This is a genomic window from Staphylococcus cornubiensis, assembly GCF_900183575.1.
Classification (GTDB): domain Bacteria; phylum Bacillota; class Bacilli; order Staphylococcales; family Staphylococcaceae; genus Staphylococcus; species Staphylococcus cornubiensis.
On record NZ_FXUZ01000002.1, the window covers coordinates 19460 to 44636 of the forward strand.

The following is a 25177-nucleotide window of genomic DNA, read 5'->3' on the forward strand; positions in this document are numbered from 1 at the left end:
ACTGAGCTGAAAATAAGCGTTAATTAAGCTATTTTCGGTTCAGTCATCCTCTTTTTATGTTTCAAATATTATCATGTGGTCTTCTATTCCGAGCCTTCATAAAGCAATTGTGCGATTCTTAATAACACAATGCCATCAATTGTATTCGGATCCCAACCTGTAATTTCGTGGATTTTCTTAATACGATAATTCAATGTATTACGATGGATAAACAAATCATTTGCTGTTTTCACTAATTTTCCATGGTTTCTAAAATAGGCTTCAATCGTTTCACCTAAATATTTATCCTCACCCAAATGTAGCAACTTTTTATAATTTGCGACCAATGTCGTTTCGTTTTCTGGTGTGAACTTTTTAATGTTATTACAAATTGTTGCAAGCTCATGTGATTTATAAGTGTGTAACCCTTCTTGAATTTTTAAATCATGCAATAGGGACTGCAATGAGCGTGCCTCGTGATAGGACTGTACTAAGCCTTTGATGCCAGTCGTAAATGAGCCAAGTGTAATTAATGTACGGTCAAACACTTCATTTTGTACATTTTTATCAAAACCATCAATTAATTCTTCATGAGATTTACCGCGATTAGGGTTTGCTTTGACGATATAAATATATTCTTGTGGCGAAATTTCAACAATATCATCCCCAGGTAATCTCAATGCTTCTAAGGCGTCACGTAAGGCTGCGGTTTTAGATTTGCTAGAACTTTGCATAGAAATCAAGGCAACTGTAAATTCATCATTCAAGCCTAAACGATCAATCAAACTTTTACGTTGGTAATTTTGAAAGTAAACGTCAGGATTAAATAAAATATGTGCCAACATCTGTGTACGTGACAAAGTTTCTTGAAAACGAGAGTAGTGTTCTAACTCCTCTTCAACAATAAACTCGGCATTGAGCTTTAATAAATGTGAATAAGCTCGTATTTCATCAGGGTTACCACTGACGAGAAGGGCACCGTGGACCCTCCCATGTAGTTCGATAGGAAGTATGATACCAGGTTGACTCACGTTCCAAAAAGGCATATCTTCTATCTCAATATCAATGGGCAAGTTACGTTCAATCGAGTGACGCGCCGCTTGATGCACCTCGCCTACACGGTTAGGGTTAGACGTTGCGATGATTTGACCACCTCGATTGGCGATAAGTACTTCAGCTTTAATGATGGATGATGCTTTTTTTACGACTTTTTGAGCCCAATGTTGTTTTATCATTTACTCCAGCTCCTATTTTTTATATGTATTCTGAATCAAAAGGCAAAGCAGTCCCCTTTGTTGAGTTTAGAAAAAGTACATAAGAAGGTAAGTCGGCCTGTTGCATTTGTAGCAATACTACTTTATATTGCATCGTCTCATAAATGGCGGAATATCGCCACTTCCAAGCTTGTTACAAATGGTCAATTATCTGAGATGTTGAGAAGGATGAATCACATTTTTGAAACGACATGATATTTTCTAAATCACAATCAGAAAAGATTTTAGAATATAACTTTTTTGTCCTATTACGCTTAATTTTGTCATGAGTCTTATTAAATGTATATATCATATCATAGAAAGAATTAATTGTAATAAGTTTACCGAAATCTTTTCATTAAGTTTTTTAGAACAATGTTTTCTCTGAATAACAATGTAAAGATGCAATTCAATCTTTCTTTTTTTAGTGTTATCTATTCTTTTATAATAAAGCACATTTTACTTCTTATGCAAATTTATATCTAATTATCTTAGAAGTTATATATTATTAATTGTGTATTTTAGTTATGATGACGAGGGAAAAGTTACATTATTTTATATTATAACAATACGAATTAAATTTTAAAGTAGGGAAGGGAAAATTTTCTTATTTAAAATGTTTTGTAAAAATGTGTGGTATTTTTTGGGTGTAAAAGAGAGGTTGTAAAATGAAGAATGGCGTCAAATCAACGTTTTTTAAGAAGAAGGGTGACTGAAAAAAGGGGGAGGACTCATAGTGCTTTTGCACAGTATGTCTCTCCCTTGAAAGTATTTAAAGCATACCAATCATGGCTAAAATGACTAAACTTGTCACAATTAAAGCAGCCCAAGTCATTAAGCCTAACAATATCGGGCGAATGCCTGCTTGCTTAAATTGACTGAATTTTACTGATAAACCTACACCCGCAAGTGCAATCGTAATGAAAAAGAGTGCAGCTTGTTTGAAAATCGCAATGACGCCATCAGAAAAGTTAAAAACAGTGCTGATGAGTGAGGCTACGATAAACCAAATAATAAAGTTTGGAATCATATCAAAATATTTTCGGCGCTGTCCACCGTCTGATGTCGTTTGTTGACGCTTGGCCATCCAAAACGCAAGTCCTATCGTGATTGGAATGATAAAGAGTGTACGTGTTAATTTGACAATGGTTGCCACTTCAAGTGCTTTCGAACCGTATAGCGCACTTGCTGCAACGACACTCGATGTATCATTAATCGCAGTTCCACTGAAAAAACCAAAAGCTTCTTGACTCATATGAAAGAAATGGCCAATCGGTGGAAAAATGATGACCGCGATTAAGTTGAATAAAAACACCGTCGAAAGACTAAAAGCGATAATATTGTCTTTCGCTTTAATGACAGGACTCGTTGCGGCAATCGCTGAACCTCCACAAATAGACGTACCAACACCGATTAAAATACCCGTATGTAAATCAATCTTGAATAACTTCACTAATAATGTGACAACGATAAATGCAACAAGCAGTGTCACAATGAGTATAGGAAGTGACTTGAGCCCGACTGTCCCGATAGATTGAAAACTGAGTGTAAAACCGAGCAAAATAATGCTGTAATGGAGTATCTTTTTACTACTATACTGAATGCCTGGTTTGAATGATTGGGGTAAGGAAACTGTATTATTCAAAATCATGCCAATGAGCATTGCAAAAATAGCACTTCCTACAATTGGAAAAAAGTGACCTAAGATTGTAGCGATAATAGCGATAGTAAGCGTAAGGAGTAATCCTTTAACTTTTGACATAGCAATCGATCCTTTCGTGAAATGACATAGCAACATGTGATGCACCTGACAAAATACGTGACGTCAATGTAAAAATAACGATATTTGCGTGACGCGCGTATTGTTAATAGTAAGAAAAAAGAGGGCGGAATGAAAAAATGAAGTTATCTTAATCGTGCTTTCAACCCCGTTTGTCCTCAAGTATAGGCGTATCAAAACGGTTTTTCAATAGCTTTTCAAATCTTAAAGGTCAATATTGTTGACTTATATAAAATTGAGGTATAAAATGTAAATTGTAATCAAAACAAGAGAAAAGGACGGGGTTAAAATGAAAAAACGAGTAGGACAATTTTTAATAGACGAAATCGCAAAACAAGGCGTAGATAAAATCTTTGGTGTGCCTGGTGATTTCAACTTAACATTTTTAGACGATATCGAAGCGCACGATACAATTGAATGGGTCGGTAATACTAACGAATTAAACGCAAGTTATGCAGCAGATGGTTATGCACGTATTAACGGACTCGCAGCAATGGTCACAACTTTTGGTGTAGGTGAATTAAGTGCAGTAAATGGTATTGCAGGATCATATGCAGAAAATGTGCCTGTGATTCAAATTACAGGTGCCCCTACAACAGTTGTTGAAAAAGCTAAAAAATATGTACACCACTCTTTAGGTAACGGTAACTTTGATGATTACCAAAAAATGTATGCACAAATTACAGAAACACAAACTGTATTATCTGAAGACAATGCTTTAACAGAAATTCCACGTATTATTAAAGTAGCTATGGAAGAAAAACGTCCGGTACATGTACACTTACCAATTGATATCGCAGCAAAAGAAATCGAAGTGCCAGATGAAGTTGAATATCCTGAAACTCGTAAAACAGAAGATCTTTCAACAATGGTAGAAAAAGTAGCGGATAAATTAAAAGCAGCAAAACAAGTGACTGTCATTGTCGGTCATCAAATCAACAGCTATGGTTTACAAAAAGAAGTACAACAATTAGCTGAAAAATTAAATTTACCAGTTGCACAATTATCACTTGGTAAAGGTTCATTTAACGAAGAAAGCGCACAATATATGGGGGTATACGACGGTAAAATTGCAGAAGATAGCATCCGTAACTATGTAGATGGTAGCGATCTTGTCATCACTTTAGGTGCAAAATTGACAGACTCAGCGACAGCAGGTTTCTCACAAAAATTTACGAATGAAGCAACAATTATTTTAAATCAACGTGATGTCAAAGTAGGCGATTACACTACAACTGAACCATCATTAGCTGAAATTATCGAAGCATTAAACGGTATTGATTTCAAATACGAAGGTGACTTCCCTCAATATCAATGGCCAGAAGCATCAGCTGCAGTGCTTAACGATGAACCATTAACACAAGAAAACTACTTTAACTTAATGCAAAACTTCTTGCGTAAAGGTGACGTCGTATTAGGTGAACAAGGGACATCATTCTTTGGTGCATACCGTTTAGCACTTCAAGAAGGTACAACATTTATCGGTCAACCTTTATGGGGTTCAATCGGTTACACATTACCTTCAACATTAGGTACAATGCTCGCAGCACCAGAACGTCGTAACGTATTATTAATTGGTGACGGTTCATTACAATTAACAGCACAAGAAATGTCTACAATGATTCGTCAAAACTTAAACCCAGTCATCTTTATTATTAACAATGACGGTTACACTGTAGAGAAAAAAATCCACGGTGAAAATGCGAAATATAACGACATTCAAATGTGGGACTACAAATTATTACCAGCATTATTCGGTAACAAAGACATCCCAACATACGATGTAAAAACAGCTAACGAATTAAAAGCAGCAATGGATAAAATCGATCAAAACCCTGATACAATGCATGTTGTAGAAGTACACATGGATGTATTAGATGCACCTTCAAACCTTAACGAAATTTCTAAAGCATTCGCTGCTCAAAACAAATAATAAGTTGTAGATGATGAAGTTTCACTGTTGACATGTTATTTAAATGCATGTATAGTGTTGGGTAACTTAAAAAATCGTATGATTGATAAGTAGTTTTTACGGCTGTAGCATACAGAAAGCTAACGGTTGATGTAAGTTAGCACAGCGTAGAGATGAATTGGGCAATCGCAATATACGACCAATTGAATGTGACTTAAAAGAGCGAACATGAGATTTAAATCCATGTTAACTAAGGTGGCACCACGGTAACGCGTCCTTAAAGAAGAGACGTATGCCGTGGTGTTTTTTGATATCACAGCACGAGCAATAAAGGTTAAAGCGAGAAGTGCATTCAATCATTGATGAAATAGCCGTATCACTTTGATTTTGAAGTGGCGGCCTACCTTTCAGTGAAGGACGACCGCCACTCACATACGCATGGAAAACGAAAAACGGTGAAACAATCACTGATTAAACAAACTAACAAAATTTGTGAGGTAAGAATAAGTAATTTGAACAATCGGTAGTTCCAGAAAATAGACGGTTGATGCGAGTCTATACCGACCTCAAATGAATTGGGTCTTACTTGAAGCAACCAACTGAATGATATTTTAAAGTGAACAGTAGCAATGCTGTTAACAAAGGTGGTACCGCGTGTGAGCGTCCTTTTTGGAAGGGCAATCATGCGCGTTTTTTATTTTCAAAATTTAAGGAGGATCCAAATGAACATTGTCTATCGCGTTTTAGACGCACCGATAAATCCAGAAACCTTAGCACGACATCGTCAACATAAAATTGTATTGGAAAGTGCGACAACTTCACAAACGAAAGGGAGATATTCTGTAGTCGCTTTTGATGCCTATGGTGAAGTCACTTTAACAGAATCACAATTAACAATTTGGACCCCTCATCAAACGATTCAAGAAACAACAAAACCGTTTGAACAATTGAAAGCTTTTGTTGGACAGTATCATGCACATATTACAGAACCAGAACTTGAAGAATTGCCTTTTATTTCAGGGTTTGTAGGTTATTGTAGTTTTGATTTAGTGCGACATGCGTTTCCAGTGTTACAACAATATCCAGCAGCGGGGACAACGAATGATGTGCATTTTCATATGATTGAGTCGGTTTATGTATTTGATCACTATAAAGAACAAATTTACGTGATTGCGACAAATCTATTTTCTGAAGAGGCGGAAAGTGAAATGCATGCACGTTTAGATAAAATGATTGCTGAATTTGAACAGATTGAGTTATTTGAAACGACAACGGTCCCTCATTTGCCAGAAAAAGTTATTGAACCGAACCTAGACGAGGCAACATTTATCGAACAGGTGAAGCAATTTAAAGCACGTATTCAACAAGGAGATATGTTCCAAGTCGTGCCATCACGCATTTATCGTTACGCACATCATTTTGGTACAGCGTTGTATCCATTAACGTATCAGTTATATCAAAAATTGAAACGGAACAATCCAAGTCCATACATGTTTTATTTCAACATGGGCGGTCCAATTTTAGTAGGTAGTTCTCCTGAAAGCTTTGTCAAAGTGAAAGCAGGCAAAGTAATGACGAATCCCATTGCAGGCACGATAAAAAGAGGGAGCACTGATGAGGAAGATCAACAATTGGCAGCAACCTTGTTGAGTGATGAAAAAGAATTAAGTGAACACCGGATGCTCGTGGATTTAGGACGAAATGATATTTTGCGAATTGCGCGACCAGGAAGCTTGGAATTGACGAAATTGATGACGATTGAACGTTATGAACATGTGATGCATATTGTGAGTGAAGTGATTGGTGATGTGGACGCGAGCCTATCTCCTATTGATGTAATCGCGAGCCTACTACCAACTGGAACGGTTTCAGGTGCACCAAAATTGCGTGCGATTCAACGTATTTATGAGACACAACCGTTGAAGCGCGGCGTTTATAGTGGTGGTGTCGGTTATATTAATTGTGATCATACGTTAGATTTAGCACTTGCGATTCGTACGATGGTCATTGATGAGACCTATGTCCATGCTGAAGCGGGGTGTGGTGTCGTCTATGATTCTATTCCAGAAAAAGAATTAGCAGAAACACAACTGAAAGCAAAAAGTTTATTGGAGGTCACACTATGATATTAGTTATCGATAATTATGATTCATTCACTTATAACTTAGTTGATATGTTTCGTCTACGGGAAGAGGTCGTCGTGAAATATCCTGATGATGATACATTGTTTGACCTTCAACCAGATGCACTCGTCATTTCACCAGGGCCAGGACATCCCGATGATACGACCCGACTCCATGATATTATTGAACACTTTAAAAATGTTCCGATTTTAGGTATTTGTCTCGGTGCACAAGCATTGTACCGGTATTATGGAGGCCGAGTCGTCGTCGCTGAAAAAGTCATGCATGGCAAAATTGATACGTTACAATTTGAAAAGCCAACATTGTTATATAAAGGGATTTCAGAACATTCTGATATTATGCGTTATCATTCGCTCATTTGTGAAGAAAAAACGCTACCGCAAGATATTCATATTACAGGAAGAACTAGTGATAGTATTCAATCTTTTGAACATCAAGTACGACCGCATTATGGCATTCAATATCATCCAGAATCATTTGCAAGTATCGCTGTAGCAGGCATTGTAGAAAACTTTTTAGCAATCGTTAAGAAAGGTGTGTTGACACATGACGTTACTGAATAAAATGATGAATTTTGAAGCACTCAATCATGAAGAAATGGGACAATTTGTAGCGACGTTATTATCTGAAACGACGCTGTTAGAAGATAAAGTGGCATTGCTCGTAGCATACACAATGAAAGGTGAAACATCAGACGAATTGTATGCGTTATGTGAAAACTTGATTCATACGATGTACAGTGAACAACCACAATATCCAGGTAGTATGTGTGTTTGTGGTACAGGTGGCGATGGTTCAAACAGTTTCAATATCTCGACAACTGTATCATTTGTTGTCGCAAGTGGAGGGATTGAAGTCGTTAAGCATGGGAATAAAAGCGTGACGTCACAATCAGGTGGTATGGATATTTTACAAGCGATGGGTGTATCAACTACACCTGTACAATCCGTTGTGCAACAGTTGAAAGATACACATTTAGCCTTTGTCAGTGCGACAGAATCTTATCCTGTGATGAAAAATATGCAACCTGTTCGCGTTAAAGTAGGACGTCCTACGATTTTGAATTTGGTCGGTCCGATGATTAATCCGTTTGCGCTAGATTATCAGTCGATGGGGGTGTTTGATCCGACAAGAATGACGAAAATTGCCGAAGTGTTACAACGTTTAGGACGCAAAAGAGCGATTGTGATTCATGGTGCAAATGGTATGGATGAAGCGACGTTATCGGGTGACAATCAAATCGTTGAAATGGATCAAACAACAGGGATTCGTGAATATACAGTGAATGCGACAGATTATGGATTGCGTTATGCACCAGATGAAGCACTTCAAGGCGGCACACCAGAGGAAAATATGGAAATAACACTGAACATTTTAAATGGTACGGACCAATCTGTAAGAAGAGACGTAGTATTACTTAATGCGGGTCTTGCATTTTACACAGCTGAAATTGTCGACACGATTGAAGCAGGCATTGCCCATGCAGCCACATGTATTGATTCAGGAGCAGCATTTAAACAATATGAACAAGCAAGAGGTGTAGTCGTATGACGATATTAGATGACATTGTTGTATATAAAAAGCAATTACTCGATGAAGGTTATTATGAAAGATTGCTGGACAGTTTAGAAGAAGTGGATGTCTCGCATAAGCCCACTCTAGCGGAACAATTTGAAAATGACCATACAATCGGTGTGATCGCTGAAATCAAGTCAAAAAGCCCGACTGTTTCGGATATACCAGAACGCAATTTACAAGAACAATTGCGACTGTACACAACAGGCGGTGCGTCAGCGATATCGATTTTAACGGATGAAAAGTATTTTGGTGGGAGTTACGAAAGACTTGCGGCTTTAACTCAACAAACTGATGTCCCCGTATTATGTAAAGACTTTATGATTGATGAACGACAAATCGATGTTGCGAAAAAAGCAGGTGCGTCCATTATTTTACTCATTGTCAATATTTTAACAGACGAAGCATTAGCCCGTTTGTATGATTATGCGACAGCACTCGGTTTAGAAGTGTTAGTGGAAGTGCATGACCAAGCAGAACTTGCACGTGCGCATCAAATTCAACCCCAACTTGTCGGTGTGAATAATCGTGATTTAAGAAGCTTTACTACAGACGTGCATCATACCGGACAAATTTTAACAGCGCGTGAGCCGAATATTCACTATATTTCAGAAAGTGGTATTAAGACGGTATCAGATATTGAGACGCTCGTGCCAACAGGGGTTGTAGGTATACTCGTCGGTGAAACATTAATGAAAGCCGATGATCCGAAAGCACAATTACAAAGCTTTAAATTAACTAAAGAGGTGTAACATGTATTTGAAATTTTGTGGCTTTACACAAGAAGATGATGTCCGTGATGCAATACAACATGACGTGCAAGCGATTGGTTTTATCACATATCCGAAAAGTGCCCGCTACGTTGATTTAACGCAACTTCAAAAACTGACATCGCTCGTCCCACAAACGATAGATCGGGTAGCTGTAACGGTCAATGCAACGATGGCGGAACTTGAAGATATGATTGAACAAACCGAGATTAATACAATTCAATTTCATGGTAACGAATCAATAGAGATGATCCGGTCAGTCAAAGCACGTTATCCTGACATTCAATTATTTAAAGCCATCCCTGCAGATGAACATTTAAGTGACAACATTGAAACGTATCAAAATATTGTCGATCGGATACTCATTGATACGCCATCTCAAAGTTTTGGTGGGACAGGTGAAGTGTTTGATTGGCGCACTTTACAACAATTGTCGACATCGAACTATCTCGTGGCAGGTGGCGTGAACAGTGATAATGTACAGCAACTAATCCAAGGCTACCCTCATATTGCGGGAGTAGACATTGCTAGTGGAATTGAAATGGCTAAAGGGCAAAAAGATAAATTCAAAATGGCACACATTGCAAAAGTTTTGAAAGGAGAATGAAGATGAAAAAAATACAATTAGAAGCAGATCAAAACGGATTTTTCGGGGAGTATGGTGGGAAATACGTGCCAGAGACCCTCGTACCTGCGATTGATGAATTAAAAGCAGCATATGAAGCGGCTAAACATGACCCTGAATTTCAACGCGAATATCATCATTATTTAAAACATTACGTCGGACGCGAAACACCACTGACGTATGCGGATTCTTATACGAAAGCGTTGGGCGGTGCGAAAATTTATTTGAAGCGTGAAGATTTGAATCATACCGGCGCACATAAAATTAATAATGCGATTGGTCAAGCTCTACTCGCAAAACGAATGGGTAAGAAAAAGTTGGTCGCTGAAACAGGGGCGGGCCAACACGGTGTCGCAAGTGCAACGATTGCCGCATTATTTGATATGGAGCTCGTTGTCTTTATGGGAGAAGAAGATATCCGTCGTCAGCAGTTGAATGTCTTTCGTATGGAGTTACTCGGAGCGGAAGTCGTACCGGTGACAGACGGACAAGGGACATTATCTGATGCCGTGAACAAAGCGTTACAATATTGGGTCGCACATGTCGACGATACGCACTATTTACTTGGTTCAGCATTAGGACCAGATCCATTTCCAACGATGGTACGTGATTTCCAACGTGTCATTGGGGATGAAATAAAAGCACAACTTCAAGAAAAAGAAGGTCGTTTACCCGATGCTGTTGTCGCATGCGTTGGCGGAGGTTCCAACTCAATCGGTACATTTTATCCATTTATAGAAGACGCGTCAGTGAAATTGTACGGGGTAGAAGCAGCGGGTGAAGGCGTTGATTCAGAACGTCATTCATTAGCGATTAATAAAGGGAAAAAAGGTGTGTTACATGGCACGAAAATGTATTTAATTCAAGATGACAACCACCAAATTAAATTAGCACACTCGATTTCAGCTGGCTTAGATTATCCGGGTGTCGGTCCCGAGCATAGTTATTATCACGATATCGGCCGCGTGGATTATGTCACAGCTGACGATACTGAAGCGATGGATGCACTCGTACGTTTTACAAAAGCAGAAGGAATCATTCCGGCTATCGAAAGTGCACATGCGTTAAGTTATGTGGAAAAGTTAGCGCCACAAATGAATCAAGATGACATTCTCGTCGTGACAGTATCTGGTCGTGGAGATAAAGACATGGAAACGATTAAAAATTATATGGAAGGAAAGGAGTATTAAATATGCAGAAGAAACAATTCGTTGCGTACATTATGGGCGGTCCCGATTTTATTGCTCAACTGAAAGCATTGGATGACGTGGGTGCGGACTATGTCGAAATCGGTATTCCCTTTTCTGACCCCGTATCAGATGGTCCAATCATTATGGAAGCAGGTCAAGCGGCAATTCGAGCAGGCATGACGGCACAGAAAATTTTTGATCAACTGAAAGCAGTAAAGGACGAATTGAACACGCGCTATTTGTTAATGACGTATTATCACACGATTGAAACGTATGGAGAAGCGGCATTTATGGCTGAAGCTGAAGCGGCCGGTGTAGAAGGCTTAATCATTCCTGACATGCCATTTGAATATATCGAGCAGTTCAAAGCGCGATATCCGGAAAGACAGTTGAAATTGATTTCACTCATCGCGATGACTGCCGCACCTGAACGTCGTCAACGTATCGCACAAGCAGCAGAAGGGTTCATTTATACGATTACGATGAACCAAATTACCGGTCAAAATGGCAATTTCCACCCTGAACTGAAACAAAATATTTTAGACATTAAAGCGCATAGTTCTGTTCCGGTCATGGCGGGCTTTGGTATTCGCACACCTGAACATGTAAAAGATATTACCGAGGTGGCGGACGGCATTATCATTGGCAGTGAAATTGTCCGTCGTTTTAATGAAGAAGGCATCGAAGCAACGAAAACATATTTAACGACGATTCGTGAGGCACTCGACAGCGTAAGTCAAGCTGCACAGTAATTCATTGAGCAGGTAGTGAAGTTCAAACGCTATTCATTCAGACACACGCGTTATATAATAAGTGTCAGTATAAAAATGATACTTACATGACTGAGTTTTGAGATAAAGAGGTGCTGAATATGAATAAAGTGATGATTTTTGACTTAGATGATACATTATATGATCAATTATCGGGATTTGAATATGCCTATTATCGCCATTTTGGTGATACGGATATCGGTGTAGAAAGACTGTATCGTCATTTTCGTTTATACAGCGAAGAATTATTCGAAGCTACACAAACAGGAAAATTGTCGGTTCCTGACATGCATGTTGTACGTATCACACGTGCAGTCGCGGACTTTGACATTGCGTTGCCTGAAGAAAAAGCACGGGCGTTTCAACGTGATTATGAGTACGCGCAACAACATATCGAATTGTCAGATACGATTATTGAAATGTTGGAGTATTTAGTTGAGAAAGACGTCAAATTAGGTTTACTGACAAATGGGGAGTCAGACCGTCAACGTGCTAAAATTAAAGCTTTAGGACTCAATCAATACATTCCAGATTCGAATATGTTTGTGTCAGCTGAGCTCGGCTTGTCTAAACCAGACCCAGCGATATTTGAAACAGTTGGCAAACAGTTGGAAGTCGATTCGAGTGAGACCTACTTTATTGGTGACCATTTTGATAACGACATTTTAGGCGCCATGCAAGTCGGTTGGAAAACCATTTGGTATAACCGACGCAATCGCCCACAAACAGACATGACGAAAGCACCGACCGCAAAAGTGATGACGGAAAGTGCATTATTTGAAGTCGTTCAAAATATAATAGAAGGTGCGTAGTTTGAAAGCATGTGAAGGGATTTTAAAATTCTTTCGCATGCTTTTTTTAATTTATGATGGTGTTGGTGATTTATTAGATTGCTTCTAGGGTGACACTTTCCTAGGGGACTTGTCTCGACTCGTCAATGCTGAGCTTGGCTATGACATCAATCGTTATTTTAAAAGTGATAATTAAGTTATTACTAGTTGTTTAATATTATACCGGTATAAAGATAAATGAATATCGCATCATTCGTATCATCGTGTGCATTGTAGGATGTTTATTGATAATAAGCTTAAAAGATTGTCATACATAAAGTTTTGAAAATTGTGACATTTATAAACGATATTCTATTCTTTTTGTAGTGTAAAAAGTATATTATTAAGAAGTAGTACATTTTGTGACATTATTTTTAAAGGGATATTCAGCAGTTTGATGCAAGAAAACTAAACAAAGGTGGAGTAAAAATGAAGAAAAAAATTTTAATGGTTTTAGGCGTGTGTTTCTTAATGCCAATGTTCACACTCAGTAGCGTCAGTGCTAAAGATGGACCGCCTCCAGGGACTCAAACTTTAGTTAATACGACTACGGATCCAAATGGTAGGTTAAATGCGAGATACGATCCGAGCAATAAACTTTATTGTTCTGCGGTATTGATTACAACAAGTATGTGGTTAACCGCAAGACATTGTGCAGGAAGTAAAGAACAAACAGGTTATATTGGTGAAGTGTATCCGGGACAATCAGGGTGGTCAACACCTTTTGGCATGATGCTCATTAGTCATTATATACCAGATGGTGCTGATGATATTGCGATTATTAAGGGGACAGAGAGAGATAAATCGTGGTCTTATAAATATTATATTAAAGGGTATAACACGATAATATATGCTTATAATCCAGCTGATTTACCAAAACTAGTAGGACAAAAAATTTATAGTTATGGCTATCCTGGTGGCAAAGGAGGATTTAAACAATACAAAAGTACGGGAACGATAACGAATTACAATCGAGTGACGCATGAGCTGAGCACGACAATGCCTGCAGAAGGGGGACAATCAGGCTCTGGCGTATTTTTAGAAAACGGTCATTTTTTAGGTGTACTCTATGCAACTGAAAATAAACTGGGTTATTTAACTGCAAAGATTCACCCAATTGATGATAGATTGAAAAACTGGATTGAAAAATACAAAGCTAATTAAATCTTTGGTATAAACTATAGCTACAAATGATAAGTAAAAATGAGGCAAGGCTTCTATTTAAAGAGGTTTTGCCTTTTTTTTTGTTTTTGATATAGCTAAAAAATTGAAGAAGCTAGGTGAATCGCACGAAAGTATGTAGATTGTTAAATTTATCAAAATAAAATTAACACTTCAAAGTGAATGTTGAATATAATGTGTTGTATTTTGTGAATTGTATCCCGGTATGTTTATAATAAATTTAATAAGTTGTTATACGTAAAGTTCATTATTTTGAAATATTTACTTATGATATAGTATTACAATTTATATGTAATAAGTATATGATAGAGATGTCATGACAAGCTTTAGTTAAGTTTTAAAAGCATATGCTGTATGTTGTTGAAAATCTAAAAAGTAAAGGTGGAATGAAAATGATACGGAAAATTTCAATCATACTCTGCTTATGTTTTTTGCTGCCTATGTTAACATTCAGTAATGCACTTGCTCAAGGACCTCAACCTGGGACTCAGACTTTAGTGGATACGCAAACAGATCCAAATGGAAGATTAAATGCAAGATATGATCCTAACTACTCACTTTATTGTTCCGCTGTTTTAATTAACTCCAATACGTGGTTAACCGCAAAACATTGTGCAGGTAATGAGAAAAAAACAGGTTATATCGGTGCGGTATATCCAGGACAATCAGGGATACAGACACCATTTGGAATGATGAATATTAGCACATATCTACCTGACCCAGCAGATGATATTGCTATTATCAAAGGCGAAGACAAAGATAAAAGTGACGCGTATAAGTATTATATTAAAGGGTATAAGACAGAAATTGTTGCTTATACTAAAGATCAACTTGACGCATTAATAGGAACAAAAGTCTACAGTTACGGTTATCCTGGTGATAAAGGTGAAACGAAGCAATATAAAAGTGAAGGCGTTATTACAAAAGTTAATCCAGTTACTAGAGAGTTAAGTACCACTATGCCTGCATCACCAGGGCAGTCAGGGTCTGGTGTGTTTTTAGGAGATGGTCAATTTTTAGGCATATTGTACGCTACTGAGACGACACAAGGTTTCAGAAGTGGTAAAGTACAAACTATTGATGCAAGACTGAAAAAATGGATTGACAGCAACAAATCAGAATAATTTATCGTAATTCAAAAACAAAAGAGTGAGACCGACCTCCAATTTTTTAAATGTTGTCTCCTCATTACGGCGATGATGACTTGGACTGAAAAGGTATCATTTCAGTTCAGTCATCTATTGCCTATATTAGACATAGCGCAAACTAAAACTTGTCTGAAAAGATGTATATCCAACATATATCATTGGGAATGTTGTGAGATGAAATGCGTTTCTCAAAATGAATTGAGTGAAGTCCCGATAAAAATAAGACTGACATTTAAGCGCCCATTGCTTAAATGCCAGTCTTATTTGTGTTCTCAAACGCGTATAATCCTCATTCAGTCATTGTCATGTATGAAAATAGATATGACCTTACTGCGCCATAATATTACGTGTTAATTTTATACCTTGTTCAGGTGTCTCGTATAACGCAATGGTATTCAGTGACACACCTTCTGGCAAATATTCATTAAAACGTAACCAAATCCAATGCGCGATATTTTCCACAGTCGTATTCATATCTGGCAATGTATCATTAATTAATTGACCATCTAATAAGGGTTCCAAATGTTCACGGTACACTTTATCAATATCTTTAAAATCGACTGCCATGCCATGTTCATCTGTTTTAGACCATAATTCGACCTCAAGTGTATACGTATGGTTTTCCAAATCAACATGTTGCGTATCTGAAAAGTAAATGCGATTATCACTTGTAAATTGATAACGTGTCGTAACGATTAATGTTTTATGGTGACGTGCAAAATTTTCAGGTGGTTGCACATGATCAAATTTTGACATGATTTCTCCTCTTTTCCTCTCTTTTGTACTAGCTTAACATACGCCTTCATCAATGTCGCATATGCGCGTTGGCTACCTTCATAACACGACTTTGTATCAAACTGTTTATTTTCATTTGTAAATATATTCGCCATGTTACATTTTTGAAATTATGCTAGAATAGAAAATGACAACTTTATCGAAATATTCCGACATCTAGCAAGAATAGGGGGGATTTCAATGCAACAGGAACAACTGTTTGAAATTGAACAAAAATTGCGTGATATTGTGGGAACGCGGGTGTTTGTCGATATTGCTGAACGGGTGTCATACGGGTATGATGGTTCGTTTGGACAGTATTTACCTGATTTTGTGACGCAACCGCTAGCAACGAAAGAAGTGCAACAAATTGTAAAACTAGCGAATGTGTATGATTTACCGATTTATCCAAGAGGTGCTGGAACGAATTTGTCAGGGGGCTCGTTGCCGGTACATGGCGGGATTGTCCTTGATTTTTCACAATGGAATGACGAGGTGACGATTTATCCAGATGATTTAATCATTAAGACGCGACCAGGTGTTAAAACGGCGGATATTCATGCGTTGGCAGCGCAACATCAACTCATGTATCCACCCGATCCTTCATCTTCATCCGTTTGTACGATTGGTGGTAATTTAGCTGAAAATGCAGGGGGGCCACATGGTGTAAAGTATGGTGTAACGAAGGATTATGTGATTGGTTTAGAAGTGGTTACGGCGCAAGGGGATATTATTCGCACAGGGGGTAATACGATTAAAAATGTAACGGGCTATGATTTAACGAAATTGTTGATTGGTGCAGAAGGGACGCTCGGTATTATTACTGAAGCGACATTGCGACTCATACCGAAACCGCAAGCGACACAAACGGCTCTGATTGTCTTTGAGGACCTTAGTTCAGCTGGCCGTTCGATTTCTAAAATTTTAACGTCAGGTGTTCGTCCATCCAAAATGGAAATTTTAGACCATCATGCGATTAACAAAGTGGTTGATTATGCGGGATTGGATTTACCGAGAGATGCAGCAGCGGTACTCTTAGTCGAAGTGGACGGCGATGAAGCCATTTTATCAAAGGAACTCGGCATTATTAAATCGGCGCTCGCTGAAATCGGTGTCCATCGTGTTGACATTGCAGCGTCCAAAGCACAAGAAGCAGAACTGTGGCAAGTGCGTAAAGCAGTGTCACCTGCTGTTGTGGAAAGTGGCTTTACTAAAATTTCAGAAGACGCGACTGTACCGTTAAGTAAAATTCCAGATATGTTTGAAAAAATTGATGAAATTAAACAAAAGTACGATTTGAATTTAGTCGTATTTGGTCATGCGGGTGATGGCAATTTGCATCCGACGATTAGTGCGAACATGCGTGATCCTGAAGCGGTGAAAAATGTAGAGCGTGCGGTTGAAGAAATTTTTGACTATGCCATCCAGTTAGGAGGTACACTTTCTGGGGAACATGGTATTGGCATGATGAAAAAGCCGTTTATGACACGTGAGTTTGACTCAGCAAGTTTGGCATTTCAAAAAGCGATTAAAGATGCTTTAGATCCGGATCATCGTCTCAATCCTGGGAAAATTTTTCCGGCAGAAGGTGAAACAAAGTTGGTGTTAAACCATGACGACTAACTTAAAAGACCGTTTAGACTATCAAGCGACGTTTGACTGTGTACAGTGTGGTTATTGTTTGCCGGTATGTCCAACGTATGTGTCATTTAAAAGTGAAAAGCATTCTCCACGTGGGCGTATCAATTTAGTGAAAATGGCTGCGGAAGAAAAAATTATGTTAGAAGATATGGCGTCAGGGATTGATTTGTGCCTAGGATGTCGTGCGTGTGAAACGATTTGTCCGACGCATGTCCGCTATGGTGACATTTTATGTTCGGCAGTTGAAGTACTTCATGAAACACGTCCACAATCGCCGGTTGAAAAAGTAATGCGCACGGTTGCATTTGAAGGATTACTTAAAAATAAAAAGGCACTACGTCTCGTGAATAAAGGCCTCTATTTTTATCAACGTACAGGTATCGAAAAAGCTGTTACAGCGACCAAAGTATTAAAGTCATTTCCTAAGTATCAAGCGCTTCAAAAAATATTACCGCCGATACGCCTCGGTCATCCGATTACTGAAACGCATGACCTAAGAAAACCGAATCAAATGAAAGTGGGCTTTTTTCAAGGCTGCATGATGGATGCCTTTTTCAGTGAAGTGAATACGCTCGCAATGAAGATTTTGCGTCAACATGATGTCCATGTGATCAATGTTCCGCAACAAACATGCTGTGGTGCGCTTCAACATCATGCAGGTGAAACAGCACATACGATTGCACTTGCGAAGGCGAATATTGAAGCGTATGAACAATATGATTTCGATTATATTGTGAATACGATAGGAGGTTGTGGTGCGGCATTGAAGGAATATCATTTGTTGTTTGACAAAGGCACACATTGGCGTGAGCGTGCGGAACAATTTGTAGCAAAAGTGCGTGACATTTCAGAGTTGATGGCACAAATTGACTTGAAATTGACACATGAAGTTGCTTATCGCGCAGTTTATCAACCGTCGTGTCATTTAGAAAATGTGCAAAAGGTATTTGAAGCACCGGAAAATGTATTAAAAGCAGTACCAGGTTTGACGCTTATCGACATGCCGTCACAACATATGTGCTGTGGTTCGGCAGGCATTTATAATTTGATTCATTATGATGCGTCGATGCAGATTTTGGATGACAAGATGCAAAACGTCAAACAAGCACGACCTGAGTTGATTATTACGTCGAACCCAGGCTGTCACTTACAGATGAAGTTAGGCGTTGAACGAGAAGGACTAACGCAACGTGTGGCAGTGAAGCATATCGTGGAAGTTGTTGCAGCAGCGTGTGGTATACGTGTGTGATGACAATTGCTAAAAACAGCAAAATTGCCAACATGGTCAAATGAATGGTATTTTTAAAGACTTACATCATCAATTGTAAGTATAGACACGGAAGAACCGAAAGCAGGTGACAGCATGAAAGTTTTTAAACAATTGGGGTGGTTTCTAAAACAAGAGAAATGGCGTTATGTGACAGCGTTATTTGCGTTGTTGATTGCGGCATTATCAAGTTTAGTTCCCCCACAAATTATCGGCTTTGTCATCGACCATATTACGGCGAAGACATTAACGCCGCAAAATTTGACGATGTATTTGCTCATCATTTTTTCAGTGGGCTTAATCGTCTATGGTTTGCGTTACTTTTTACGCACCCGCTTATTCGGAGCAAGTGCTAAATTAGGACGTATTTTAAGAGAACAATTGTACGATAAATACACACAAATGAGTCCTTCATTTTATCAAAAATATCGGACAGGTGACTTGATGGCTCATGCGACAAACGATATCCGTGCAGTACAAAATACGGCGGGTATTGGTGTCATGACGATATCAGAAGCAATGATTACAGGTGGCATTACATTATTAATGATGTTTTTAACGATTAGTCCTAAGTTAACGCTCATTGCGATGATTCCACTCCCAATCCTTGTCATTTCAACAAGTTATTACGGTCGTTTATTGCATCAAGGCTTTAAAGAGGCACAAGGCGCTTTTAGTGAATTGAATGACAAAACGCAAGAAAGTATCGCTGGTGTAAAAGTGACGAAATCATTCGGATATGAAGTAGAAGACGAAAATGACTTCCGCGAATTGAGTGATCGTGTTGTTGCGAAAAACTTAGTCGTTTCTAAAATTGATGCGCTGTTTGATCCAACAATTGAGCTGGTCATTGGGGCGAGTTATTTACTGAGCGTTGTATTTGGTGCTTATATGGTGATTGATGGTTCGATTACGATTGGCCAGTTGATTACGTTCACAACTTACTTAGGGATGCTCGTATGGCCACTGCTTGCACTGGGCTTTTTCTTTAATATTATTCAAAGAGGGTCTGCGTCATATGATCGGATCCAAGACATCGCAAGTGTGCCAAGTGGTATTGTGACGACCTACCAACAAGATGATGCTCCGACTGGTGATATAACGTTTAATTTAAAACAATTTCAGTTTGAGGATACTGCACACGCCAGTCTACACGACATTCAGTTTACGATTCAACAAGGGATGACAGTCGGTATTGTTGGGCACACTGGTGCGGGAAAAAGTTTGCTCATTCGGTTATTGCTCCGGGAATTTGATACAGAGCGCCCTGAAGATATTGAATATGGTCATCATCCGATACGTGATTATGATATTCGCAAGTTGCGTGCACAGTTTGGGTATGTCCCACAAGAACACTTTTTATTCTCGTCAACGATTCGTGGGAATATCGCGTTCAGCCAACCAGATATTGATGATGAAGCGGTGTATCATGCGAGTGCGATGAGTCATATTCACCAAGATATTTTAACGTTACCCGCAGCGTATGACACAGTCGTCGGTGAACGTGGTGTCTCGTTATCAGGTGGACAGAAACAACGAATTTCCATTGCCCGTGCGTTATTGACTGAGCCTCAAGTATTGATTTTAGACGATGCGTTGTCTGCAGTTGATGCCGAAACTGAAACGGCGATATTAGGAAACTTGAAAAAAGAACGTCAAGGCAAAACAAATATTATTACGGCCCATCGAATGAGTGCGGTGATGCATGCAGATTTAATTATTGTCATGCGCGACGGTACAATTATCGAACGCGGCACGCATGAAACGTTATTACAACAAAATGGCTGGTATGCGGAAACATTCCAATCTCAAGCGATGCAAAGTCGGTTGACGCAAGATTTAGAAAGTGAAGTCAATGGAGGTGACATGAATGAAACAACAAGAAAGTAATCCCCAATTGACGACGAAAGAACAAGGACGGACATTGTATCGACTGCTCCGATATACATTTCCGTTTAAGAAATTGATCTTTTTAACTTTAAGTATGTTGACGTTATCCACCGTTTCAAGCATGTCAGTTCCGTATTTAGTAAAAATATTTATCGACCAATATTTAACACCTCGATATTTCCCGGGTAATGATATCGCCATTTTATTAGCTGTGTTTATCGGGATCCAACTCGTTGGTGCCGTGACTACCTATTTAAGCATTTATTATTTACAATATTTAGCCTTTAAAGTCATTCAACAACTGAGAATCGATGCCTTTCGTCGCATTAGTCGCTTAGGAATGAAGTTTTTTGATGCGACACCGAGTGGGAGTATTGTGTCCCGTTTGACGAATGACACAGAGGCCATCGTAGAAATGTTTACAGGTGTACTATCATCATTTTTAATCGCATTTTTTATGATTATCGCAAGTTTTACGATGATGTTCGTGCTCGACGTGCGCATGGCATTTTTCGCGATACTGTTCACGCCGATCGTCTTTATCGTCCTTGCTATTTATCGTAAATATGCATCGATTTACTTTTATGAAACGAGACGCCGATTATCCGATTTGAATGCGAAACTCGGTGAATCCATTGAAGGCATGAAAATCATTCAAGTATTCAACCAACAAACCCGGTTACGAGATGAATTTGAAACGATCAACCAATCTCATTATCAATACTCTATGAAAACGATTCGCTTAGATGGGATGCTGTTACGCCCAGCAATAACTATGTTGTCGACGTTTTCAACAGTGATGATTTTAGCGTATTTCGGTATTTTAAGTTTTTCGACGACGGTGACAGCAGGGGTCGTGTATGCATTTATTCAATACATGCAACGCTTTTTCGAACCCGTCAACCAAGTCAGTCAAAACTTAAATATTTTCCAACAAGCTATTGTCTCAGCAAGCCGTGTGTTTAAAATGATGGACAACCCAACACATGCGCCATTACAAGCACCAGAAGGCAGTAGTGAAATTACAGTAGGGCGTATCGTCTTTGATGACGTCTCATTTAGTTATGACGGTGAGCATGATGTCCTTAAGCATATTTCATTTACCGTTGAACCTGGACAAACAGTTGCATTGGTCGGTCATACAGGTTCTGGGAAAAGCTCGATTATCAACTTGTTTATGCGTTTTTATGAGTTTCATCGTGGCAACATTTTGATTGATGGGCAGTCGATTAAGTTTTTTCCACATGAACATTTAAAGCGTAACATTGGTCTTGTTTTGCAAGATCCGTTTATGTTTTATGGTACCGTTGCTTCTAACATTAAATTGTATCATCCGACTATGACAGAGGCAGAAGTGAAAGCTGCTGCACAATTTGTTCATGCAGATCAGTTTATTGAAAATTTAGAAGGGGGTTATGATCATAAAGTGATTGAAAAGGGAAGTGCCTTTTCAAGTGGTCAACGTCAATTGATTGCATTTGCGCGTACAATGGCGATTAACCCGAAAATTTTAATTTTAGATGAAGCGACTGCCAATATTGATTCTGAGACGGAAGAAGCGATTCAACAGTCATTGAATCGGATGCGTGCTGGACGGACGACGATTGCGATTGCCCATCGTTTGTCGACCATTCAAGATGCAGATGAGATTTTAGTGTTGAATCAAGGGGAGATTGTGGAAAGAGGTACGCATGAGTCGTTGATTGCCAAAGGTGGCATTTATTATAAAATGTATCAGTTGCAGCTTAAAGGTGAGTGATTTGGGTTTGTATCATTTTGAGAATATATCTAGTGGTAGTCGTCATCTTCAGATTGCTTAAACGTGCAGGGCTTTCCCAGGTGCCTTGCTTCAACTAAATTTGGCTTGATTAAAGCATACACTTGATGGAAGCCAAATTGGATTTTCAGCTTCGGCTCTATCCCTCGGGAGTCTTGCACGTTTTTTGCAATCTGTGTTTGAACGTGAATACTCAAATATTTACGATAATGATATACAAATCACGCTTATATTAAGCCTGACTGAACATTTTATAAATAGATATCTTAATGCATATCAAAGTCTCTTTTTATGGAGAGAGATGGGTGAATGCACGCTTTGGGCTTCGCGTTCCAAGGCCGACTAGACTTCTCAAAGCATTGAGAAGTCAGACGGCTACTGCGTTAAACAGTTGCCACTATTAAGGTTGAAAGTCGTCATTTTGCTTTCAACTTTATGCCTCAGGAGTCTCGCCCAGCTCAGCAATCCATTTTTTACTTGCATGTTGAAAGCGAGCACAGGTTCATGCAATCTGAGTTTGGCGTTTGAGTAGTGAATGTGTGACTAAGATATACAAATAATGGTCACATTGAGTCTGACTGAACATTTTATGAATTGATACCTTAATGCATACCAAAGACTTATCTTAAGGAGAGGGATGGGTGAGTGCGCCTATGTGTGTAATTTTGCTAGGAATGAATTAAAAATGGAGAGCACTTGTTTATCAAAAGACGTCAAATTGGAAGAACCAAGATGACGTCTTTTTTTATGTTTACGTATAATGTTTGATGAGTTTGTTTAAAATATAGGGTGCTTGTTCGCCGGCATATTGTTGGTAATAGGCACTGAATCGTGAGTCTTGAATGTAAAGGTCGGCGAGTTGTTGATGATAGACTGTTGAATAGTTAGGAACCATGTGCTTGAGCCAACTTTGATGTGCGAGAAAGGCTTGTTCAGCTGTTGGATGCTCGATAGGCAATTTCTGCGTCTCGATCGTTTTCAACAAAGAAAATAGTGTTGCTTCAGCTGTTTGTGCTGATTGATATACGTCTTGTGTTAAGTTTTCAAAATGTTGATGTTGTGCTTGGATTTGGTCTGACGTATATTTTTGTGCCAGTTCTTCACCATATTTTGCGTTAATTTCTGAGAGTGTATCAGCTTTTAATTGACTAAACTTTTCTTCTTGTGACATTTCAATTCCTCCAAGTTGTTTTTCGATGAGTTTGATTTGTTTGGCAATGCGAGTTTGTTGATGTTGTAAATAGTGCAAATGATTTTTAAGCGTTTCTTCAATGCTTGATGTTTCTTGTAAGACGGATTTAATTCGATCAAGTGGCAATTGCATACTTTTATAAATCATAATATGTTGTAATTGCTCAATGTCCTGTTCACTGTACAAACGATAGCCAGCTTCATTATAGTTGCTCGGATGGAGAAGCCCGATCTCATCATAATAGCGTAAAGTACGTGTGGATAATCCCGTTAGCTGGGATACAGCTTTAATCGTATACATATTGAACCTCCTCTCTTTTTGGAATAATGTCAGTGTAAGGGTTGACGTAACGTAAAGGTCAAGCATATTTTTTAAAACATAATAAAAACACTATTTCCCATAGCGCTAAGTATTGAAAATGCACTGTGGAGGAATAGTGTTTTTTATCATTATTGTTCGATTTGGCGGACTGCAAAATAGTTGTTTTCTTCGTCAGCAAAGTTAAAAACAGTGCCTGTCGGTAAGGTCATTTTCTCGCCGACATGAATGCCTTTTGATTTTAAGTCATCATAAAGCGCGTCGATATCTGTTGTACCGAACATGAGGGAAGGGGTTCCAGTATTGACGCCCATCCCCATTGCTTCAACTTTTGCTTTATCTTGCAATACGATGGCTGTTTGTGCCGCTGCTGTTGGCTTTAACGTGATGACACGCATGCCTTGAAACGTTTCGTCAGATGCGACTTGGAAATCAAAATGTGATGTCCAAAATTGTTTGGCTTTTTCTTGATCTTGCACGTACAACATGACTTCTTGTAAACGTTGAATCATCTAAACACTTCCTTTTTCTTTACAGTTGGCTTACATCAATTTCAAAAGGGGTTTCTGTATCATCACTATTCAGCAATGTGATATGTGATGGAATGATACGTAACACCACTAAATCAGGGTCTTTTTTAGAGTCAAAAAAGGTACGGTCTTGTTCTTGCCATAACCAATCGATTTCTTTAGAGTTTGTAATGATATCGACTTGACCTTCAATTTCTACATAAGGCTGACCTAAACCTTCTTCATAGCCTAATAATACATGTGCATCTGGGTTTTGTGTCAGTTCTTCAAATTTTCGTGTTGAACGGCTCGTTTTCGTATACAAATCTAAATCATCATTATAAAAAATCATATAACGGCTATTCGGTTTATTGTTAACAGCAGTAGAAAGTACGCCAATACGTGACTGTTCGATTACTTGATTGATTTTTTCAATCGCTTGTTGTTTCATGGTTATCACCTCAAGGTCAGTTTACCCTGAATCGATAATGACAAACGAAGCTACATTGTTGAGCATAACGACAAAACTTATCATCCATTTTATCACGTTCGTCTGTTGTATAGCGGCTTTTAGTGAAGTTTCTGTCAAATAACTACATAGTGCGTAAAAAACTATACGACCTGCCAACGAACTACAGATCGTATAGTTTC

General features: G+C 38.6%; 21 protein-coding genes. 15 read left to right on the top strand and 6 right to left on the bottom strand.

Going from position 1 to position 25177, the window contains the following annotated elements; genetic code table 11:
- Positions 1-83: 83 nt before the first annotated feature.
- The gene (locus CCE82_RS03175; protein ID WP_086427985.1) at positions 84-1214 is read right to left on the bottom strand and encodes a sugar diacid recognition domain-containing protein; all 1131 of its coding nucleotides are present in this window, start codon (positions 1212-1214) and stop codon (positions 84-86) included.
- 790 nt (positions 1215-2004) lie between these two features.
- Positions 2005-2994, bottom strand: a complete 990-nt coding sequence (locus CCE82_RS03180; protein ID WP_086428238.1) for a YeiH family protein — start codon at positions 2992-2994, stop codon at positions 2005-2007.
- 307 nt (positions 2995-3301) lie between these two features.
- On the opposite strand from CCE82_RS03180, the gene CCE82_RS03185 reads away from it, so the two are divergent.
- The 11 genes from CCE82_RS03185 to CCE82_RS03235 all read left to right on the top strand — a co-directional run bounded on the left by CCE82_RS03185 (position 3302) and on the right by CCE82_RS03235 (position 15134).
- Positions 3302-4945, top strand: a complete 1644-nt coding sequence (locus CCE82_RS03185) for an alpha-keto acid decarboxylase family protein (RefSeq protein ID WP_086427986.1) — start codon at positions 3302-3304, stop codon at positions 4943-4945.
- Positions 4946-5646: 701 nt separating this feature from the next.
- Positions 5647-7050 carry an anthranilate synthase component I gene (locus CCE82_RS03190; protein WP_086427987.1) on the top strand — a complete coding sequence of 468 codons (1404 nt, stop codon included), beginning with the start codon at positions 5647-5649 and terminating at the stop codon, positions 7048-7050.
- Positions 7047-7631 carry an anthranilate synthase component II gene (locus CCE82_RS03195; protein WP_086427988.1) on the top strand — a complete coding sequence of 195 codons (585 nt, stop codon included), beginning with the start codon at positions 7047-7049 and terminating at the stop codon, positions 7629-7631. Before CCE82_RS03190 ends, CCE82_RS03195 begins: the two co-directional genes overlap by 4 nt.
- Positions 7615-8619: an anthranilate phosphoribosyltransferase gene (gene trpD / locus CCE82_RS03200; RefSeq protein ID WP_086427989.1), complete on the top strand. Its 1005-nt coding sequence runs from the start codon at positions 7615-7617 to the stop codon at positions 8617-8619. Before CCE82_RS03195 ends, trpD begins: the two co-directional genes overlap by 17 nt.
- Positions 8616-9395, top strand: a complete 780-nt coding sequence (gene trpC / locus CCE82_RS03205) for an indole-3-glycerol phosphate synthase TrpC (RefSeq protein WP_086427990.1) — start codon at positions 8616-8618, stop codon at positions 9393-9395. Before trpD ends, trpC begins: the two co-directional genes overlap by 4 nt.
- Position 9396: 1 nt before the next feature.
- The gene (locus CCE82_RS03210) at positions 9397-10020 is read left to right on the top strand and encodes a phosphoribosylanthranilate isomerase (protein WP_086427991.1); all 624 of its coding nucleotides are present in this window, start codon (positions 9397-9399) and stop codon (positions 10018-10020) included.
- Between the two features lie 2 nt (positions 10021-10022).
- Complete coding sequence (gene trpB, locus CCE82_RS03215) at positions 10023-11228, top strand: tryptophan synthase subunit beta (RefSeq protein WP_086427992.1); 1206 nt, start codon at positions 10023-10025, stop codon at positions 11226-11228.
- A 2-nt stretch (positions 11229-11230) separates the two neighbouring features.
- On the top strand, positions 11231-11980 hold the full coding sequence (gene trpA, locus CCE82_RS03220; RefSeq protein WP_086427993.1) for a tryptophan synthase subunit alpha: 750 nt from the start codon (positions 11231-11233) through the stop codon (positions 11978-11980).
- A gap of 119 nt (positions 11981-12099) precedes the next feature.
- Complete coding sequence (locus CCE82_RS03225; RefSeq protein ID WP_086427994.1) at positions 12100-12810, top strand: HAD family hydrolase; 711 nt, start codon at positions 12100-12102, stop codon at positions 12808-12810.
- A 447-nt stretch (positions 12811-13257) separates the two neighbouring features.
- A complete protein-coding gene (locus CCE82_RS03230; protein ID WP_086427995.1) occupies positions 13258-13992 on the top strand; it encodes a trypsin-like serine peptidase in 735 nt (244 codons plus the stop codon).
- 410 nt (positions 13993-14402) lie between these two features.
- Positions 14403-15134 (top strand): trypsin-like serine peptidase, encoded by a 732-nt coding sequence (locus CCE82_RS03235; RefSeq protein WP_086427996.1) that lies wholly within the window; start codon positions 14403-14405, stop codon positions 15132-15134.
- A 351-nt stretch (positions 15135-15485) separates the two neighbouring features.
- Here the strand turns inward: CCE82_RS03235 and CCE82_RS03240 are convergent, their stop codons facing one another.
- Positions 15486-15914 (bottom strand): 6-pyruvoyl trahydropterin synthase family protein, encoded by a 429-nt coding sequence (locus CCE82_RS03240; protein WP_086427997.1) that lies wholly within the window; start codon positions 15912-15914, stop codon positions 15486-15488.
- A gap of 219 nt (positions 15915-16133) precedes the next feature.
- Between CCE82_RS03240 and CCE82_RS03245 the strand changes: the two genes are divergently transcribed.
- The 4 genes from CCE82_RS03245 to CCE82_RS03260 all read left to right on the top strand — a co-directional run bounded on the left by CCE82_RS03245 (position 16134) and on the right by CCE82_RS03260 (position 22489).
- Positions 16134-17555, top strand: a complete 1422-nt coding sequence (locus CCE82_RS03245; RefSeq protein ID WP_086427998.1) for an FAD-binding oxidoreductase — start codon at positions 16134-16136, stop codon at positions 17553-17555.
- The gene (locus CCE82_RS03250; protein ID WP_086427999.1) at positions 17545-18822 is read left to right on the top strand and encodes a (Fe-S)-binding protein; all 1278 of its coding nucleotides are present in this window, start codon (positions 17545-17547) and stop codon (positions 18820-18822) included. The genes CCE82_RS03245 and CCE82_RS03250 overlap by 11 nt, the downstream gene beginning before the upstream one ends.
- A gap of 114 nt (positions 18823-18936) precedes the next feature.
- Entirely contained in the window at positions 18937-20730 is a 1794-nt protein-coding gene (locus tag CCE82_RS03255; RefSeq protein ID WP_086428000.1) for an ABC transporter ATP-binding protein, read from the top strand.
- On the top strand, positions 20711-22489 hold the full coding sequence (locus CCE82_RS03260) for an ABC transporter ATP-binding protein (protein WP_086428001.1): 1779 nt from the start codon (positions 20711-20713) through the stop codon (positions 22487-22489). The genes CCE82_RS03255 and CCE82_RS03260 overlap by 20 nt, the downstream gene beginning before the upstream one ends.
- Positions 22490-23258: 769 nt before the next feature.
- Here the strand turns inward: CCE82_RS03260 and CCE82_RS03265 are convergent.
- From CCE82_RS03265 to CCE82_RS03275, 3 genes are all read right to left on the bottom strand, one after another.
- Positions 23259-23999 (bottom strand): MerR family transcriptional regulator, encoded by a 741-nt coding sequence (locus CCE82_RS03265; RefSeq protein WP_086428002.1) that lies wholly within the window; start codon positions 23997-23999, stop codon positions 23259-23261.
- 149 nt (positions 24000-24148) lie between these two features.
- Complete coding sequence (locus tag CCE82_RS03270; protein ID WP_086428003.1) at positions 24149-24529, bottom strand: VOC family protein; 381 nt, start codon at positions 24527-24529, stop codon at positions 24149-24151.
- Positions 24530-24548: 19 nt separating this feature from the next.
- On the bottom strand, positions 24549-24977 hold the full coding sequence (locus CCE82_RS03275) for a pyridoxamine 5'-phosphate oxidase family protein (RefSeq protein ID WP_086428004.1): 429 nt from the start codon (positions 24975-24977) through the stop codon (positions 24549-24551).
- Positions 24978-25177 lie beyond the last annotated feature (200 nt).